The sequence below is a fragment of the Actinosynnema sp. genome, from assembly GCF_052038725.1.
In genome coordinates this window covers 1-2110 of sequence record NZ_JBQGCX010001305.1, presented here as the reverse complement: position 1 = coordinate 2110, position 2110 = coordinate 1, and the positions used below count along the sequence as shown (strand labels likewise).

Sequence of the window (2110 nt, the reverse complement as noted above, 5' to 3'; positions counted from 1 at the left end):
AACAGGGCGGAGCCGGGGTTGCGGCGGAAGTGCTCGCCGATCAGCGCGGGCGGCAGCGCCTCGCCCGCGAGGATGGTGGTGCGCACCGAGTCGTGGGCCTGCGGGTCGGTCTCCAGCAGGACCGCGTACTGCGAGGGCACGCCGTCGACGTGGGTCACCTCGCGGGAGCGGATGAGCGCGCCGAGCAGCCGGGGGTCCAGCACCTCTGCCTCGGTGGGGAGCACGACGGTGCCGCCCGAGGCCAGCGTCCAGTAGAGCCCGCCGCCGGAGGCGTCGAAGGTCAGCGGGGCCAGCACCAGGTACCGCTCGGGCAGGCCGGGGCCCGCGCAGGCGGAACGGGCCTCGGTGGAGTGCACGATCTGGCGGTGCTCGACGGCGACGCCCTTGGGCCTGCCCGTGGAGCCGGAGGTGTAGATGACGTACGCCAGGTCGGCGGGGTCGACGGTCGTCGAGGGGCGGGCGCTGGTGGCCGGGTCGGCGGTGGGGACGGCGATCCGGGTGAGGCCGCTCAGCTGCTCGGGCAGCCCGGCGAGGACCGCCTCGGAGCCGACGACGGTGGTGATGGCGGCGTCGGCGAGGATGAAGGCCAGCCGGTCGGCCGGGTAGGTGGGGTCGAGCGGGACGTAGGCGCCGCCGGCCTTGAGGACCCCGAGCAGGCCGACCACGGCGTGCGGGGTGCGGTCGACGAGCACGCCGACGCGGGTCTCCGCCGCGGCGCCCGCGGCGATCAGCTCCGAGGCCAGGGCGTTGGCGCGGGCGTCGAGGGACCCGTAGGTCAGCTCGGCGTCGCCCGCGACCACCGCGACGGCGCCGGGGTGGGCCTCGGCGGCGGCCTCGACGAGGCCGTGCAGGGTGCGGGTCCGGTCGTGCTCGGTGCGCGTGTCGTTCCAGGTGCGCACCACCAGTTCGCGCTCCCGCTCGGAGAGCAGGGCGAACTCGGCCAGCGGCCTGGTGGGCTCGGCCAGCGCGGAGTCCAGCAGCAGCAGGACGTGCCCGAGCAGGCGCTCGACGGTGTCGCGGTCGAACAGGTCGGTGTTGTACTGCGCGCGCAGCGCCAGCGCGGGCCCGCGCCGGGTGGCGACGAGGTCGATGTCGTGCGCGGTCCAGGTGACCGGCAGGTCGACCGGGACGGCGGTGGCGCCGGGCAGCTCCACCGACTCCGGCTGCCGCTGGTAGGAGAACGACACCTGGAACAGCGGGGTGTGGCTGAGGTCGCGCTGCGGCTGGGCGGCCTCGACGATCCGGTCGAAGGAGAGCCTGCCGTGCGCGGTGGCCTCGGCCGAGACCGCCGCGGTGCGCTCCAGGAGGCGCTCCAGGGTCTCGTCACCGGTCAGCTCCAGGCGCAGCGGGAGCGCGTTCTCCAGCGGGCCGATCAGGCTCGTGCCATCGGCGTGCCAGGTGGCCGGGACGGCGACGCCGATCGCCAGGTCGTCCTGCTGGGAGTAGCGCGACAGCACCGAGGCGTAGGCGGCCAGCAGCAGGTGGGCGTGGTCGGCGCCGGTCGCGGAGGCGTGGGCGTCGAGGGCGGCGGTGGTCGCCTCCGGCACCGGGACCGACACGGCGGCGCCCGCGATGGTCTTCATCGGCGGCCGGGTGCGATCGGTCGGCAGTTCGAGCGCGGGCAGGGCGGCGAGCTGCTCGCGCCAGTACTCGATGTCCTTGATCGCCTCGTCGCCGTCGACCCACTCCCGCTGGGCGGTGACCACGGCGTGGAAGTCCGCGGGGGTGGTGTCGGCGGCGCCGCCCGCGTAGGTGGTCAGCACCTCGTCGGTCAGCAGCCGCACCGAGCGCTGGTCGGCGACCATCTGGTGGGCGGTGATGAGCAGGACGTGGTCGTCAGCCGCGATCCGCAGGAGCGAGGCGCGCACCAGGGGGCCCTTGGCCAGGTCGAAGCGGGTGCGGGTCTCGGCGGCCACGACGCGGGCCAGCTCGCCGGGGATGTCGGCGGGGTCGAGCTCGGTGACGGGCAGCCGCAGCGAGACCACGGGGGCGGTGGTCGCCAGGGGGTGCCCGTCGACCTCGCGGAAGGTGGCGCGCAGCACCTCGTGGCGCTGCACCGCGGCGACCAGCGCCTGCTGGAGGGCGGCGGGGTCGACCCGGCCGCGCAGGC

Annotated in this window: 1 protein-coding gene; it reads right to left on the bottom strand. The window is 75.7% G+C overall.

Features of this window, described 5'->3' with window-relative positions:
- Positions 1-2110: non-ribosomal peptide synthetase (locus ACTUAL_RS27555; protein WP_440902282.1), on the bottom strand; the 2110-nt coding region annotated here is incomplete at both ends.